The sequence below is a fragment of the Streptomyces sp. NPDC034085 genome, from assembly GCF_055575555.1.
The window spans coordinates 156526-171030 of record NZ_JBVISL010000010.1; the positions used below are offsets into that span (position 1 = coordinate 156526).

The window sequence follows — 14505 nt, forward strand, 5'->3', positions numbered from 1 at the left end:
CGTCGCGCCTCGCGCGCCGCCTTACACGGCGACGGGCACCGGGGCCGCCGGGACGGCCGGCTCGTCCAGCGGGGAGGACGAGGCGGCGGCGTAGGCCTCCTTGTCGAGGATCCCCTCACGGGCGGACACGATCACCGGGACGACGGCCTGGCCGGCCACGTTCGTCGCGGTGCGCATCATGTCGAGGATCGGGTCGATCGCCATCAGCAGGCCGACGCCCGCCAGCGGCAGACCCAGCGTGGAGAGGGTCAGCGTCAGCATCACGGTCGCGCCGGTCAGGCCGGCCGTGGCGGCGGAGCCGACGACCGAGACGAAGGCGATGAGCAGGTACTCCTTGATGCCCAGCTGCACGTCGAAGATGTTCGCGATGAAGATCGCGGCCAGCGCCGGGTAGATCGCGGCGCAGCCGTCCATCTTGGTGGTGGCGCCGAAGGGAACGGCGAAGGAGGCGTACTCCTTCGGGACGCCGAGGCGCTCGGTGACCTTCTGGGTGACCGGCATCGTGCCGACCGAGGAGCGGGAGACGAAGGCCAGCTGGATCGCGGGCCAGGCGCCCTTGAAGAACTGGACCGGGTTGACCTTGGCGACCGTCGCGAGGAGCAGCGGGTAGACGCCGAACATGACGAGCGCCGAGCCGATGTAGACGTCGGCGGTGAAGGTGGCGTACTTGCCGATCAGGTCCCAGCCGTAGCTCGCGATGGCGGTGCCGATGAGGCCGACGGTGCCGATCGGGGCGAGGCGGATGACCCACCACAGGGCCTTCTGGAGGAGTTCCAGGACGGCTTCGGCGAGGTTCAGGACGGGCTGGGCCTTGGGGCCGAGCTGGAGGGCGGCGATGCCGGCGACGGCGGCCAGGAAGACGATCTGGAGGACGTTCAGCTCGGTGAAGGGCGTGACGATGTCCTTCGGCACGATGCCGGTCAGGAAGTCGAGCCAGGAGCCGTGCCGCTTGGGCTCCTTGCCGTCGGCCGGGGTGAGGCCGGTGCCGGCGCCCGGGTCGGTCAGCAGGCCGATGGCAAGGCCGATGCCCACCGCGATCAGCGAGGTGATCATGAACCAGAGCAGGGTGCGGGAGGCGAGCCGCGCGGCGTTGTTCACCTTCCGGAGGTTGGTGATGGACACCAGGATGGCGAAGAAGACCAGGGGGGCGACGGCCAGCTTCAGGAGCTGGATGAAGATGTCGCCGATCTGCTCCAGCGTGGTCTTCAGCCAGCTGACGTCCTGGCTGCGGGCGAGCCAGCCGAACAGGACGCCGAGCGCGAGGCCGACGACGATCTGGGCCCAGAACGGGAACGTGAAGGAGGCCTTGGCGGGAGCCGGGGCCTGGGGGGACGCGGACAAGACACACTCTCCGGGGGACGCACGGACGTACGGCGGAAGGTTTCTGCAAGGGGTGCGGTACGGCGGCAGCCGGAAAGGGGCCGGGCCGGCCGGGGACCGCTGCTGTTGCGCTTCAGCGGCAACGGCAACAGGCCGCGGACACGCGGCGGCAGAGGTCGACGTGCAGGCGCGCCACGAGCGGGACGCTCGGGCTCATCGGGTGCGCGGCTGCGGTCAACATGGTCCCCACGCTAACACCTCCGCTTTGAGAAACTCAAAGGGATGCTTTGAGCACCGATCGCGCGGAGGCCGATCCGCCCGGCGTCCCGGCCCCGGAAACGCCGAAGCCCCGGCGTCGCGGGGGGAGTTCCCGGCGCCGGGGCGTGTCGGTGGACGGACGGCCGCGGGGCGGCTGTGAGGAAGGCGACCGGCGGGGCCGGCGCCCCTCAGGCGACGCGGGCGGCGTCGTCGGCCGCGTCCTCCTGGCTGCGGTTCGCGGCGAGCTTCTGCTTCGCATCCGCGACGCGTCCGGAGATCTGGGCGGACATCTCGTCGCGCTGCTTGCGCAGCAGTACGAAGGACAGCGGCGCGGAGATCACCAGCGCGAGCAGCACGACCCAGGCGAAGTTGGCGTCACCCAGCCCGGCCGGGAACCAGCCCAGGTTGACCAGGACGGCGACGAGCACCAGGCATGCGACGAAGATGCCCAGGCGCATCGCGGTGTAGCGGATCGTCGCGCTCGGCTTGAGGGACACGGTGACCCCTTCCTCTCTCCTACGTCGGCACGTGCCCGTCCAGTGAAGCACGCCGGGCCCCCGTCGCGGCCCGGTGGGGTCAGTGCAGCGGCAGCAGCATCGTGATGTCGTCGCGGTCGTCGCCGGGGGCCACGCGGATGGCGTCGGGGACGCGGCCGACCTCCTTGTAGCCGCACGCCGCGTAGAAGTGCTCCAGCCCGGCCCCGCCGCGGCACTCCAGGCGGATGGCCTCGATCCCCTCCAGCGTGCGCGCCGCGTCGGCGAGGGCGGCCATCAGCTCCCGCCCGGCGCCGCGGCCCTGGAGGGCGGGGCTGACCATGACCGTGTACGCCCAGACCCAGTGCTTGCGCAACGGGTGCGCCTCGAAGGCGAGGAAGGCGGCGGCCTGGACCGCGCCCCCGGGGTCGCGCCCGACCAGCAGCCGGTGGCGGCCCTCGGCCATCGCGACGAGGTGCTTGACCAGGGCGGGGCGGATGTCGTCGACGGTGACGGGCGGGACGAAGCCGACCGCGCCGCCGGCGTTGGTGACCTCGGTCCACAGCTGCGCGATGCCCTCGCGCAGGGCGGGGTCGACGACCGGATCGAACGTGAAGGTAAGGGTCATTGGCCTATCGTACCCATTACGCAGGCCTCGGGGAACGGGAAAGCCCCGGCCCGCCGGTGAACGGGGGCCGGGGCTTCCGCGACGGCGGTGCCGGACGCGGGGTCAGACGCGCATGGCCTGCGGGGTCTCGCGCAGCGAGGCGTCCGGGCCGGGGTACTCGCGGATGATCTCGTAGCGCGTGTTGCGCTCGACCGGGCGGAAGCCCGCCTCGCGGATGAGCTCCAGGAGGTCGTCGCGGCCCAGCTTGTTCGGGGTGCCGTAGTTGTCGGCGTCGTGGGTGATCTTGTACTCGACCACCGAGCCGTCCATGTCGTCCGCGCCGTGCTGGAGCGCGAGCTGGGCGGTCTGCACGCCGTGCATCACCCAGAAGACCTTGACGTGCGGCACGTTGTCGAAGAGCAGCCGGGAGACGGCGAAGGTCTTCAGCGCCTCGGCGCCCGTCGCCATCGTCGTGCGCGCCTGGAGCTTGTTGCGGACCTTGCCGTCCTGCATGTCCACGAAGTCGTGCTGGTAGCGCAGCGGGATGAAGACCTGGAAGCCGCCGGTCTCGTCCTGGAGCTCGCGCAGCCGCAGCACGTGGTCCACCCGGTGGCGCGGCTCCTCGATGTGCCCGTAGAGCATCGTGCTCGGGGTCTTGAGGCCCTTCTCGTGCGCCAGGCGGTGGATGCGCGACCAGTCCTCCCAGTGGGTGGCGTGGTCGACGATGTGCTGGCGGACCTCCCAGTCGAAGATCTCCGCGCCGCCGCCGGTGAGCGATTCGAGACCGGCCTCGATCAGCTCGTCGAGGATCTCGGAGGCCGACAGGCCCGAGATCGTCTCGAAGTGGTGGATCTCGGTCGCCGTGAACGCCTTCAGCGAGACGTTCGGCAGCGCCTCCTTCAGGGCGGACAGCGAGCGCGGGTAGTACCGCCACGGCAGGGTGGGGTGCAGGCCGTTGACGATGTGCAGCTCGGTGAGGTTCTCGTTCTCCATGGCCTTGGCCAGGCGGACGGCTTCCTCGATGCGCATCGTGTACGCGTCCTTCTCGCCCGGCTTGCGCTGGAACGAGCAGTACGCGCAGGAGGCGGTGCACACGTTCGTCATGTTGAGGTGGCGGTTGACGTTGAAGTGGACCACGTCGCCGTTCTTGCGCGTGCGCACCTCGTGGGCGAGACCGCCCAGCCAGGCCAGGTCGTCCGAGGCGTAGAGGGCGATGCCGTCCTCCCGCGTCAGCCGCTCGCCGGAGCGGACCTTCTCCTCCAGCTCGCGCTTGAGCCCCGCGTCCATGCCGGTGTCTCCTCTACCTGTCCCTGTCCAGACCTGTCTGCAACCGCCACCCACCGTACTCTCAGGCGTCCTCGGGCAGCTCGCCGACCCGGTTCTCCCACTTGGTGGAGAGCACGATGGTGGTGCGGGTGCGGGAGACGCCCTTGGTGCCCGACAGCTTGCGGATGATCTTCTCCAGGCCGTCGACGTCGCTGGCGCGGACCTTGAGCATGAACGAGTCGTCGCCCGCGATGAACCAGCAGTCCTCGATCTCCGCGAGGTCGCGCAGCCGGCGCGCCACGTCCTCGTGGTCGGCGGCGTCGGAGAGGGAGATGCCGATCAGCGCGGTGACGCCGAGGCCGAGCTCGGCCGCGGCCACCGTCGCGCGGTAGCCGGTGATGACACCGGCCGACTCCAGCCGGTTGATGCGGTCGGTGACGCTGGGGCCGGAGAGGCCCACGAGACGGCCCAGCTCGGCGTATGAGGCGCGACCGTTCTCACGGAGTGCCTGGATGAGCTGCCTGTCCACCGTGTCCATTACGTGGAGCCTTCCATTATTCGGCGATCCTGCAAGTTTAGGTATAGAATCAAAGGCGCACAGGGTCAACACCCTGTGAATCTTTCAACAGATCAATGACGATCTTCAGGAGTGGTTCACCGTGTACACGATCGAGATGGCCTACGCGCACATGCGACAGCTCCAGGAGCTGGCCAACCGATCCCGCACCGACCAGCCCGCCGCCGCCCACCGCGTCGACAAGACCCGTCGCCCGGGCAGCACCAAGAAGCGCTGACAGCGCTGCCGCTACTCACGGGGGCGGGCGCTGCCAAGCTCCCCCTCCCAACGGCGGTACAGCCCGTGCGGCACACCGGCCGCGTCGAGCACCCGCCCCGCGACGAAGTCCACGAGGTCCTGGATGTGCGTCGCGCCCGCGTAGAACGCCGGAGAGGCGGGCAGCACGACCGCGCCCGCCTCGTCCAGCGCCACCAGATGCCTCAGCGTCTGTCCGTTCAGCGGGGTCTCCCGCACCGCGACCACCAGCCGGCGCCGCTCCTTGAGCGTCACGCTCGCGACGCGCTGGAGCAGGTCCTTCGACAGCCCGAGCGCCACACCGGCCACACAGGCGGTGGAGGCCGGGACGATCAGCATCCCCTTGACGGGGTACGAACCCGAACTCGGCCCGGCCGCCAGGTCCCCGGCGCCCCAGTGGCGCACGCCGGCGACGTCGAACCCCTCGAAGGTCCCCGGCTTGCCGTCGGCGCCGCGGCCCAGCCACTCCTCCAGGTCCGCGCGCCAGTGCGCGTCCCGGAACGCGATCCCGGTCTCGTCCAGCAGGGTGAGCCGCGAAGCCCGGCTGACCACCAGGTCCACACTCTCGCCCGCCGCCAGCAGCCCCCGGATCACCGCCGCCGCGTACGGCGTCCCGGACGCCCCGGAAACCCCGACCACCCACGGGGTGCGCTTGCCGTCAGTCATACCTCCGAGACTATCCGGCCACGGCGCGAGGGCACTCGGTAAGGTGTGCGCACGTCCCAGAGGGTGGGACGGCACGAGGGGGAACCATCATGAGCACGTCGACCGAGCCGGCCTGGAGCAGAACGGACCGCGCCAAGGCCGCCGCGCAGCTGATGCTGGGCTGGGTGGCGCTGCTGTGGGCGATCGAGGCGGTCGACTACGCCACCGGGCACTCCCTCGACCAGTACGGGATCAGGCCCCGGGACACGGAGCACCTGGTCGGCATCGTCGCGTGCCCGTTCCTGCACTTCGGCTTCGACCACGTGGCGTCCAACAGCATCCCGCTGCTCGTGTTCGGCTTCATCGCGGCGCTGAGCGGCATACGCCGGTTCCTCGCCGTCAGCGGTCTGATCATTCTGGCCGACGGGATCGGCTCCTGGCTGGTCGCCCCGCCGAACACGATCGGAGCCGGAGCTTCGGGCCTGGTCTTCGGCCTCTTCGGCTACGTGGTGGTCCGCGGCTTCGTCGAACGCAAGCCGCTGAACGTGGCGGTGGGCCTCGTGGTCGCCGGGGTGTGGGGCGGAACGATATTCACGGGCATCCTGCCGACGGACTCCGGCATCGCCTGGTACGCCCACCTCATCGGCCTCGCCGCAGGCGTGGCGACGGCCGTGTACTACCGCCGCCCGGCGCCCCGGCAGGCCCTGGCCGCCTAGAAGGCCAGGCCCCGCACCACCAGGTCGGCCAGCGCGCACAGGAACAGGGCGATGCCGATGAAGCCGTTGACCGTGAAGAAGGCGCGGTTCAGGCGGGACAGGTCGTGCGGCTTGACGATGGTGTGCTCGTAGAGGAAGGCCGCCACCACGATCAGCAGGCCGGTCCAGAAGAGGACCCCCGCGTCGGTGAGCACGGCGTACCAGGCCAGCAGGCCGGTCGTGACCACGTGCGCGCCACGGGCGCCCCACAGGGCCGCCGGGACGCCGAAGCGGGCCGGGACCGAGCGGACGCCCTCCGCGCGGTCGGCCGCCACGTCCTGGCAGGCGAAGATCAGGTCGAAGCCGCCGATCCACACGCCCACGGCGAGGCCGAGGACGGCCGCGTCCCAGGACCACTCCCCCGTGATCGCCAGCCAGGCCCCGACCGGGCCCATCGCCTGGGCCAGGCCGAGGATGGCGTGCGGGAAGTCCGTGAAGCGCTTGCCGTACGGGTAGACCACCATCGGCACGACCGCGACCGGCGCCAGCGCCAGACACAGCGGGTTCAGCAGGGCGGCCGAGCCGAGGAAGACCACCAGCGCGATCCCCGCGCCGGTCCATGCGGAGCGGACCGACACGGCGCCGGTGACCAACTCACGTCCGGCGGTGCGCGGGTTCCGGGCGTCGATCTCGCGGTCGATGATCCGGTTCGCGGCCATGGCGAAGGTGCGCAGGCCCACCATGCAGACGGTGACGAGCAGCAGCTCCTTCCAGTGCATGCGCCCGTCGAGCCGGAACATGGCCGTGAGGGCGGCGATGTACGCGAAGGGCAGCGCGAAGACCGAGTGCTCGATCATCACGAGGCGCAGGAAGGCCTTCACCTTGCCGGTGGCCTGCGGCGCGGAGCCGGGTCCCGGGAGGGCTTCGGCGGCGGAGGTCATACGAGGCTCCCGCGGAACGCTTCGAGGTCGGCGCGGAGGGTGCCCACGGCCTCCGGGGCGATCTCCAGGGTGAGCGGGGGCACCTCCTCGCCCTCCGGCGGGGTGATCCGGGCCAGGAAGGCGCAGGACCCGCCGGACGGGCGGCCCTCCAGGCTCAGCACGGGGCCCGCCTCGACGGTGAACGGCTCGGCCGCGGCGAACGCCAGCTCGGCGAGCAGGCGCTCCGCGAAGTCGTCGGCGTCCGCGTCCCGCAGGCCGGGCAGCTCGAAGCCACCGCCGCCGTCCTCCTGCTCCCACATCAGCGCCCAGACGTCGCCGGAGCCGGCGAACTCCTCGGCGCTCACCCCCGCCTGCTGGGCGGCCATCCCGACGCCCGGGTCGGACGGGTCGAGTACCGGGCGCACGAGGGCCACGTACGTGGTGTCGTCGCCGATGAAGAGGGCGGGACCGCCCACGCCGATGGGGCTCACAGGCCGTACTCCTTCCAGCGGCGGTCCACCAGGGCCGCCGTCGCCGGGTCGGACTCGACCATGTCGGGCCAGCCGCCGTCGCGGGTGTAGCCCTCCTCCGGCAGCTTCTTCGTCGCGTCGATGCCTGCCTTGCCGCCCCAGAACTGCTGGTAGGAGGCGTGGTCCAGGTGGTCCACCGGCCCCTCGACCACGGTCAGGTCGCGGGAGTAGTCGGTGTTGCCGAGGGCCCGCCAGGAGACCTCGTGCAGGTCGTGGACGTCGCAGTCCTTGTCCACCACGATGATCAGCTTGGTCAGCGACATCATGTGGGCGCCCCAGATGGCGTGCATGACCTTCTGCGCGTGCTTGGGGTACTTCTTGTCGATCGAGACGATCGCGCAGTTGTGGAAACCGCCCGACTCGGGGAGGTGGTAGTCCACGATGTCCGGGACGATGATCTTGAGCAGCGGCAGGAAGAAACGCTCCGTCGCGCGGCCCAGCGGGCCGTCCTCGGTCGGCGGCCGGCCGACGACGATCGACTGGAGCAGCGGGCGCTTCCGCATCGTCACGCAGTCGATCTTCAGCGCGGGGAAGGGCTCCTGCGGCGTGTAGAAGCCGGTGTGGTCGCCGAAGGGGCCCTCGGGGAGCATCTCCCCCGGCTCCAGCCAGCCCTCGATGACGACCTCGGCGTTGGCCGGGACCTGGAGCGGGACGGTCTTGCAGTCGACCATCTCGATCCGCTTGCCCGCGACGAACCCGGCGAAGAGGTACTCGTCGATGTCGCCCGGCAGCGGCGCGGTGGACGCGTACGTCACGGCCGGCGGGCAGCCGAACGCGATCGCGACCGGCAGCCGCTCGCCGCGGGCGGCGGCGACGGCGTAGTGGTTGCGGCTGTCCTTGTGGATCTGCCAGTGCATGCCGATGGTGCGCTTGTCGTGGCGCTGGAGCCGGTAGAGGCCGAGGTTGCGCACGCCGGTCTCGGGGTGCTTGGTGTGGGTGAGGCCCAGGTTGAAGAAGGAGCCCCCGTCCTTGGGCCAGGTGAAGAGGGCCGGCAGCTGATCCAGGTCGACGTCGTCGCCGGTGAGGACGACCTCCTGGACGGGCGCGGACTCGCCCTTCACCTTCTTCGGCGGTACGTGGACCATCGAGCCGAGCTTGCCGAAGGCCTCGCGGACGCCGATGAAGCCCTGGGGCAGTTCGGGCTTGAGCAGGCCGCCGATCTTCTCGCTGATCTCGCCGTACGACTTCAGGCCGAGGGCCTTCAGGAGGCGGCGGTCGGTCCCGAAGACGTTCATGGCGAGCGGCATCGCCGAGCCCTTGACGTTCTCGAAGAGCAGGGCCGGGCCGCCGGCCTTGTTCACTCTGTCGACGATCTCCCCGACCTCCAGGTACGGGTCGACTTCGGCCTTGATGCGCTTGAGGTCGCCCTCCCGCTCCAGAGCCCGGAGCAGCGAGCGGAGATCGTCGTAAGCCATGGAGCCCAGTATCCGTCACCCCATACCCTGGAACCGTCACCGGGGCCCCGCGCGGGCCCGTCGCCACTTCCCGGGAGTCGGTCCCACACCGTGCTGCGCTATCTGCCGTTCCTGCTGATCATCGCGCTGACCATCTACGCCTTCATCGACTGCCTGAACACCCCGGAGGAGGAGGTCAAGCACCTCCCCAAGACGGTCTGGGTGCTGATCATCCTGCTGTTCTCGATCGTCGGCCCGGTGGTGTGGCTCTTCGCGGGCCGCAAGCGCTCCGTGGTCGGCGGCGGTGGCGGGGGGCGTGCCCGCCGCACGCAGTGGGTGGCGCCCGACGACAACCCGGAGTTCCTGAAGTCCCTGCGCGAGGAGCAGGAGCGGAAGAAGGACAAGGACGGGGACGGCGGCAAGGGCGAGCCCGGCACGGACAAGGACTAGCAGCCCCGCCGCCGGGGGGTGCGGCCCGGGCCGGTCACTGCGCCCACGGCAGGACGCGGGTGCCCTCGGTGCCGGGCACCGAGACCACGCCGTCCGCGCGCATGGCGACGTACGCCTCGAAGGACTCGGGGGCGTGGATCCGGCGGAGCACGTCCGGCGGCAGGACGAGGGTCTGGCCGGCGGACGCCTTCTCGGTGCGGCCGTCGCAGGTGACCTCCAGGGAGCCGGCGGTGAGCAGCCAGACCTGCTCGCGGCTGACGGTGTGCTCGGGGCCGGTGGCGCCGGCGGCCATGTCGACGTGCCAGGTGGCGAGTTCGGAGCTGCCGCGGCTGGGGGCGGCGAGGCCGGTCATGGTGGCGTTCGGGGTGGCGGTGACGTTCTCGGGGGAAGCGCTGATCACGTGCACGGTGGTGTCCTCTTCCGTTGGCGGCGTGGCGTGCGGATGCCTGTGAGTAAAGACCCTTTACTCAACTGAGTCAAGGGGCTTTACTCGCCTGTGGCACCATGGACGCGTGACCTCCGCAGAAGAGAACCCCGGCACCGAGCTGACCTTCCTCCTCGGGATCGGCTTCCAGCTGATGCTCGGCGAGTTCACCCGGCGCCTCGCCGAGGAGGGCTACGCCGACCTGCGCCCCCTGCACGGCATGGCCTTCCAGGCCCTCAAGGGACCCGGCGCCACCGCGAGCGAGCTGGCCGAACGGCTCGGGGTGACCAAGCAGGCCGCCGGACAGATCGTGGACGACCTGGAGAAGCGCGGCTACGTCCGGCGTGAACCGCACCCCGGCGGCGGACGCCGCAAACTGGTGGTCCTCACCCCCGCCGCCGACCGCCACCTGGCCACCGCCGGGCGGGTCCTGCACCAGCTGGAGGCCGAGCTGGCCGCACGGGCCGACCTCGCCGCGCTGCGGGGGGAGCTGGCGCGCGTCATACGCGCCCTGCACGGGGACGGGGGGCTGCCGCCGCTGCGGCCGGTGTGGTGAGCCTACGTCCGGGAGAAGGACGCATAGGAGGCGCGCAGCTCGCCCCAGCGGGCGTCGGTCCAGGCCGCCCAGTCGGTCGGGTGCCCGGCCAGCGCGGCCTCCAGCCGTTCGAGGTGGTCGTGCCAGCCGGCCAGGCAGTCGAGGCGCTCCTGCGCGGAGCCGCCGCGTTCGTTCAGGAAGCGGACCACCGTCGAATCGGTGCCCACCGCCTCCAGATGGAAGCGGATCCGGCCGTGCTCGGAGACGGTGTACTCGGCGACCCGCTCGGTGTCCCAGGCCGTGACGTGCCCGGACACCGTGGTGCCGGTGTTCAGCCAGCGCAGGGTGACGGCACCGCCGAGCCGGCGTTCCAGCACGTCCGCCGCCGCCAGCCAGCCGCGCAGCCCGTCCGGCGTCGTCACGGCGGGCCACAGGGCCTGGTAGCCGTACGGCAGGTGCATCTCGAAGCGGATGGTCCAGCGGCCGGAGCCGTGCGGCTCGCTGGTGGCATGGCTCACAGGAGACATACCACCAGCGTCCCACTCCGGCGGGTCAGACGCCCGCGTACGAGTGCTTGCCGCTGAGCAGGATGTTCACGCCGTAGTAGTTCCAGATCCAGCAGGCGAAGGCGAAGAGCGCCAGATAGGCGGCCTTGCGGCCCTTCCAGCCCGCCGTGGCCCGCGCGTGCAGGTAGCAGGCGTACGCCACCCAGGTCACGAAGGACCAGACCTCCTTCGGGTCCCAGCCCCAGTAGCGGCCCCAGGCGTCGCCCGCCCAGATGGCGCCCGCGACGATGGTGAAGGTCCACAGCGGGAAGACGGCCGCGTTGATCCGGTAGGAGAACTTGTCGAGCGAGGCCGCCGAGGGCAGCCGTTCCAGCACCGAGGTCCGGAACCGGCCCGGGGTGCGGCCGGCCTCCAGGTGGCTCTCGTAGCTGTCGCGGAACAGGTAGAGGACCGCGCCGGCCGCGCCGATGTAGAAGACAGCGCCGCAGAAGATGGCGGTGGAGACGTGGATCCACAGCCAGTACGAGTGCAGGGCCGGCACCAGCTGGTCACTGGCGGTGTACAGCCAGGTCGTGGCGATGCCGAGGTCCAGCAGGACGGTGGTGACCAGGATCAGGCCGAGCCAGCGGACGTTCTTCTTCAGCGCCAGGAGCATCAGGTACGCGCCGACCGCGACCGTGGAGAAGGTCACCGAGAACTCGTACATGTTGCCCCAGGGGGCCCGCTGCACCGACATCGCGCGGGCGACCACGCCGGCCGCCTCGATCAGGAAGCCGAGCACGGTCAACGAGACCGCGATGCGCCCGTACAGGTCACCCTGCTCGGTGCCGCCCGCCGCGCCAGGGCCGTCGGGGACGTCCCGGGTGCCGGACACGGAGCGGGTGACGACCTCCGGCCTGTCGAGGACAGCCGTCGCGCCGCCCTTGGTCCGCACCCGCACGGCGGGCGCCGCACCGGCCGCGGCCGTCGGCGCCGTCAGCGCGGCGGCCGTACGGCCCACCTTGCTGCGGCTGCCGAAGACCCACTCGGTGATGTGCGCGAGGAAGGCGAGCGTGTAGACCGCCATCGACGCGTACACCAGCTTGTTGCTGAGATCGGCGAGGCTCTCGTTCGTCGCCGCCGCGAGCAGCGTCGTCATGCGCGCTCCCCCTCTTCTTCCTCTGTGGTTACGGCTTGCACGGGGCTCGGCGCCCGTTCGTACAGGGCGGCGCAGAGCACCGACAGCTCCTCCGGCAGCTTCGCCGACTCGCTGCGGCCCAGGCCCGCCATCTCCACGACGGTCAGGCCGTCCTCGCCCCGGACCGCACGGACCCAGATCCGGCGGCGCTGGATGAACAGGGACGCGGCCAGACCGCCGATGGCGACGACCGCACCCGCGAGGGCCAGCCCGTTGCCGGGCTGCTGGGTGACCGAGAAGGTGGCCCAGCGCTCGATGCCCTCGAACTTCACGGTGCCCGCGCCGTCCGGCAGGGTCATCGTCTCGCCCGGCAGCAGCCGCTGCTTGAACAGCTCGCCCTCGGGGTTCTTGAACTCCTGCATCTTGGAGGTGTTCAGCTGGTACACGTTCTGCGGCAGGCCCGCGTCCACACCCAGGCTGCCGTGGTAGGCGCTGAGGGCGAGGACCGGGAAGTCCAGGGCGGGGAACTGCGAGAGCATCGTGCCCTTGCCGGCTCCGGCGAAGGTCGGCACGAACATGGCGTTGAAGCCGAGCTGCTCCTTGTCGCCGTTCTTGTTGCGGTAGCCGTCCGGGACCTTGACCGCGCCCGACGAGCTCAGGTTGGCGTCGAAGGGCAGCATCGGCACGGCGTCCTTGTAGATCACCTTGCCGGAGGGGTCGGACACCGAGATGACCGGCGCGTAGCCGTGGCCCAGCAGGAAGACCTTGGAGCCGTCGATCTCCAGCGGCTTGTTGACCTCGATCTCGGCCTGCTTCGGCCGGCCGTGCGCGCCCTCGCTGTAGGTGACGTACGCCTTGAAGTCGCGCGGGGTGCCCTTCTGCGGGCCGCTCTTCTCGTACGTCGCGTCGAACCGGTCCAGGGTGAACGAGAACGGCGGCAGGCTGTCCGGTGAGAAGAGGCTGCCGTACTTGAAGTCGTCGTACTGGGTGAGCGTGTTGGCGAAGCCCTTGCCGCGCAGGACGAGCTTGCCGCCCTCGGACTTGAAGAGCTGCCCGGCCGCGAAGGCCACCAGCAGCACGATCAGGGCGATGTGGAAGGCCAGGTTCCCGGCCTCGCGCAGGTAACCCTTCTCGGCGGCGACGGCGTCCCCGACCGGCTCCGTGCGGAAGCGCCGCTTGCGCAGCAGGGTCCTCGCCCTGGAGAGGACCTCGTCCGGGGAGGCCTCCGTACGCCACGCCGCGTACGCCGGCAGCCGCTCCAGGCGGCGCGGCGCGCCCGGCGGGCGGCCGGTGAGCTGGCCGACGAACTGCCAGGTGCGCGGGACGATGCAGCCGATCAGCGACACGAACAGCAGGATGTAGATCGCGGAGAACCACACCGAGCTGTAGACGTCGAAGAGCTGGAGCTTCTCGGCGACCGGCACCCAGAACTGGTGGTCCTTCTTCCACTGGGCGACCTTCATCGGGTCGACCTGCGTCTGGGGGACCAGGGAGCCGGGGATGGAGCCGAGGGAGAGCAGGAAGAGCAGGATCAGCGCCACCCGCATGGAGGTGAGCTGGCGCCAGAACCAGCGGATCCAGCCGGTGACCCCGATGCCGACGGGGGTGGCCGCGCCGTCCTCGACGGGGGCGGTGGAGAGCTGCGCTCGGGCCGCGGCGTCGTCGTGCGCCGGGCCGGAGTCGTTGGGCGGGCCGCCGGAGTCGTTGGGCGTGCCGGAGTCGTTCGGCGCCTCGGCGGGCGCCTTGTCGGTCGTACTCATGTCCGTGTAGTCCTCAGATCCCCACCGTGAAGCCGTTCGTCCAGCTCTGCATCTCGTAGACGATGCCGCCCCACAGTCCCGTGACGAGCAGCAGACCGGTGACGATCAGCATGCCGCCGCCGATGCGCATCACCCACGCGTAGTGCTTCTTGACCCATCCGAACGCCCCGAGCGCCTTGCGGAAGGCGATCGCCGCGAGGATGAAGGGGAGGCCGAGGCCCAAGCAGTAGACCACCATCAGCAGCGCGCCGCGCCCGGCACTGGCCTGGTCGATGGAGAGCGTGTTGACGGCGGCGAGGGTGGGGCCCATGCAGGGGGTCCAGCCGATGCCGAAGAGCACGCCGAGCACGGGCGCCCCGAGCAGGCCCGCCGTCGGCTTCTTGTGGAAGCGGAACTCCCGCATGGTCAGCCCCGGGATCGCTCCCATGAAGAACAGGCCGAGCAGGATCACCAGACCGCCCATGACCCGGGTGACGATCTCCTTGTTCTCCCCCTGGAAGACGTCGCCGAACTGGCCGAAGAGCGCGCCCGTCGAGACGAAGACGGCGGTGAAGCCGAGGACGAACAGGCTCGCGCCCGCCAGCATCCGGCCGCGCCGGGCCTCGGCGAGGTCGGCACCACTCACGCCGGTGACGTAGGAGAGGTAGCCGGGCACGAGCGGGAGCACGCAGGGGGAGAAGAACGACACCAGCCCGGCGAGCAGCGCGATCGGCAGGGCCAGCAGGAGCGCGCCGCTGAGGACCGTGGTGTTCACGCCGGTCGCCTCGGCGGCGAGGAGGAGGTGCGGGTCCACG

18 protein-coding genes are annotated in these 14505 nt (G+C 70.8%); 4 read left to right on the plus strand and 14 right to left on the minus strand.

All coding sequences use genetic code 11. The features are described from left to right. Window positions 1–21: 21 nt before the first annotated feature. From ACZ501_RS28865 to ACZ501_RS28885, 5 genes are all read right to left on the minus strand, one after another. Complete coding sequence (locus ACZ501_RS28865; protein WP_468799407.1) at window positions 22–1341, minus strand: dicarboxylate/amino acid:cation symporter; 1320 nt, start codon at window positions 1339–1341, stop codon at window positions 22–24. A 425-nt stretch (window positions 1342–1766) separates the two neighbouring features. Continuing rightward, window positions 1767–2036, minus strand: coding sequence for a DUF4229 domain-containing protein (locus ACZ501_RS28870; RefSeq protein ID WP_468799463.1), 270 nt, complete (start codon window positions 2034–2036; stop codon window positions 1767–1769). Between the two features lie 118 nt (window positions 2037–2154). Further along, window positions 2155–2679 (minus strand): GNAT family N-acetyltransferase, encoded by a 525-nt coding sequence (locus ACZ501_RS28875; protein WP_468799409.1) that lies wholly within the window; start codon window positions 2677–2679, stop codon window positions 2155–2157. 102 nt (window positions 2680–2781) lie between these two features. Further along, window positions 2782–3945 carry an aminofutalosine synthase MqnE gene (mqnE, locus tag ACZ501_RS28880; protein WP_361597156.1) on the minus strand — a complete coding sequence of 388 codons (1164 nt, stop codon included), beginning with the start codon at window positions 3943–3945 and terminating at the stop codon, window positions 2782–2784. Window positions 3946–4006: 61 nt separating this feature from the next. Further along, window positions 4007–4462 carry an Lrp/AsnC family transcriptional regulator gene (locus tag ACZ501_RS28885; protein ID WP_344151061.1) on the minus strand — a complete coding sequence of 152 codons (456 nt, stop codon included), beginning with the start codon at window positions 4460–4462 and terminating at the stop codon, window positions 4007–4009. A 121-nt stretch (window positions 4463–4583) separates the two neighbouring features. Here ACZ501_RS28885 and ACZ501_RS28890 point away from each other — a divergent pair, with 121 nt between their 5' ends. Beyond that, window positions 4584–4718, plus strand: coding sequence for a hypothetical protein (locus ACZ501_RS28890; RefSeq protein ID WP_361597152.1), 135 nt, complete (start codon window positions 4584–4586; stop codon window positions 4716–4718). 11 nt (window positions 4719–4729) lie between these two features. On the opposite strand, the gene ACZ501_RS28895 is transcribed toward ACZ501_RS28890, so the two are convergent. Continuing rightward, window positions 4730–5401, minus strand: coding sequence for a UbiX family flavin prenyltransferase (locus ACZ501_RS28895; protein WP_361597149.1), 672 nt, complete (start codon window positions 5399–5401; stop codon window positions 4730–4732). Window positions 5402–5490: 89 nt separating this feature from the next. Between ACZ501_RS28895 and ACZ501_RS28900 the strand changes: the two genes are divergently transcribed. After that, complete coding sequence (locus tag ACZ501_RS28900; protein ID WP_361597146.1) at window positions 5491–6096, plus strand: rhomboid family intramembrane serine protease; 606 nt, start codon at window positions 5491–5493, stop codon at window positions 6094–6096. Here the strand turns inward: ACZ501_RS28900 and mqnP are convergent. From mqnP to ACZ501_RS28915, 3 genes are read right to left on the minus strand one after another with little or no spacing between them, the layout of a single operon-like run. Further along, window positions 6093–7016, minus strand: coding sequence for a menaquinone biosynthesis prenyltransferase MqnP (gene mqnP, locus ACZ501_RS28905; RefSeq protein WP_361597143.1), 924 nt, complete (start codon window positions 7014–7016; stop codon window positions 6093–6095). The genes ACZ501_RS28900 and mqnP overlap by 4 nt on opposite strands. Beyond that, window positions 7013–7486, minus strand: coding sequence for a hypothetical protein (locus ACZ501_RS28910; RefSeq protein ID WP_361597140.1), 474 nt, complete (start codon window positions 7484–7486; stop codon window positions 7013–7015). The genes mqnP and ACZ501_RS28910 overlap by 4 nt, the downstream gene beginning before the upstream one ends. Continuing rightward, window positions 7483–8940 carry a menaquinone biosynthesis decarboxylase gene (locus tag ACZ501_RS28915; RefSeq protein WP_045949394.1) on the minus strand — a complete coding sequence of 486 codons (1458 nt, stop codon included), beginning with the start codon at window positions 8938–8940 and terminating at the stop codon, window positions 7483–7485. The genes ACZ501_RS28910 and ACZ501_RS28915 overlap by 4 nt, the downstream gene beginning before the upstream one ends. Before the next feature lie 90 nt (window positions 8941–9030). Between ACZ501_RS28915 and ACZ501_RS28920 the strand changes: the two genes are divergently transcribed. Then, entirely contained in the window at window positions 9031–9369 is a 339-nt protein-coding gene (locus ACZ501_RS28920) for a PLD nuclease N-terminal domain-containing protein (protein ID WP_361597136.1), read from the plus strand. A 34-nt stretch (window positions 9370–9403) separates the two neighbouring features. Here the strand turns inward: ACZ501_RS28920 and ACZ501_RS28925 are convergent, their stop codons facing one another. After that, a complete protein-coding gene (locus ACZ501_RS28925; RefSeq protein WP_468799411.1) occupies window positions 9404–9775 on the minus strand; it encodes a cupin domain-containing protein in 372 nt (123 codons plus the stop codon). 172 nt (window positions 9776–9947) lie between these two features. On the opposite strand from ACZ501_RS28925, the gene ACZ501_RS28930 reads away from it, so the two are divergent. Beyond that, window positions 9948–10349 (plus strand): MarR family winged helix-turn-helix transcriptional regulator, encoded by a 402-nt coding sequence (locus ACZ501_RS28930; protein ID WP_468799465.1) that lies wholly within the window; start codon window positions 9948–9950, stop codon window positions 10347–10349. A gap of 2 nt (window positions 10350–10351) precedes the next feature. Here the strand turns inward: ACZ501_RS28930 and ACZ501_RS28935 are convergent, their stop codons facing one another. The 4 genes from ACZ501_RS28935 to ACZ501_RS28950 are packed head-to-tail and all read right to left on the minus strand — an operon-like array spanning window position 10352 to window position 14504. Beyond that, a complete protein-coding gene (locus tag ACZ501_RS28935; protein WP_361597123.1) occupies window positions 10352–10855 on the minus strand; it encodes an SRPBCC domain-containing protein in 504 nt (167 codons plus the stop codon). Window positions 10856–10880: 25 nt separating this feature from the next. Further along, window positions 10881–11972, minus strand: a complete 1092-nt coding sequence (gene ccsB / locus ACZ501_RS28940; RefSeq protein WP_361597120.1) for a c-type cytochrome biogenesis protein CcsB — start codon at window positions 11970–11972, stop codon at window positions 10881–10883. After that, window positions 11969–13711: a cytochrome c biogenesis protein ResB gene (gene resB, locus ACZ501_RS28945; RefSeq protein WP_361597117.1), complete on the minus strand. Its 1743-nt coding sequence runs from the start codon at window positions 13709–13711 to the stop codon at window positions 11969–11971. The genes ccsB and resB overlap by 4 nt, the downstream gene beginning before the upstream one ends. 13 nt (window positions 13712–13724) lie before the next feature. Continuing rightward, window positions 13725–14504 (minus strand): cytochrome c biogenesis CcdA family protein, encoded by a 780-nt coding sequence (locus ACZ501_RS28950; protein WP_361597114.1) that lies wholly within the window; start codon window positions 14502–14504, stop codon window positions 13725–13727. Window position 14505 lies beyond the last annotated feature (1 nt).